This is a genomic window from uncultured Cedecea sp. (genome assembly GCF_947498825.1).
GTDB lineage: Bacteria > Pseudomonadota > Gammaproteobacteria > Enterobacterales > Enterobacteriaceae > JGM124.
On record NZ_CANMLV010000062.1, the window covers coordinates 1 to 583 of the forward strand.

At 61.6% G+C, this 583-nt stretch carries 1 protein-coding gene; it reads right to left on the reverse strand.

The features are described from left to right. Positions 1-583 (reverse strand): IS66 family transposase (locus Q1A40_RS22925; protein WP_300006091.1); only part of this gene is annotated, 583 nt, incomplete at both ends.

Here is a 583-nt window from a genome sequence, read left to right on the forward strand (position 1 = left end):
CCTTCCCGGTAGAGCGCGTTGAACCCGGCATAGGCGTCTGCCTGCAGTACACCACTGAAGCCTGCCAGATGGGTCTGCGGGTGCAGGCCTTTTCTGTCCGGACTGTAGGCGAACCACACCGCCGGAGGTAGCATGGAGCCGGCATTGCGGTCATCCCGTACATAGGTCCATAACCGCCCGGTCTTCGTTTTTTTATTGCCCGGCAACAGCACGGGCACTGGCGTATCGTCAGCATGGAGTTTACCGTCTGTCAGCACATAACGCTGCAGAGCCTCTTCCAGCGGTGACAGGAGCCGGCAGCATGCATCCACCCAGCCCGACAGGAGTGAACGACTGAGCTCCACGCCCTGCCGTCCGTAGATTTCAGACTGGCGATACAGCGGGGTGTGCTCTGCATACTTTGAGGTCAGCACGCGGGCCAGCAGCCCCGGTCCGGCGATACCCCGCTCGATGGGGCGCGAAGGCGCGGGTGCCTGCACGATGGTATCGCATTTTGTGCAGGCATGCTTTTCCCGTACCGTGCGGATAACCCGGAAGGCGCTGCGTATCAGCTCCAGCTGTTCGGCGATATCCTCACCCAGGT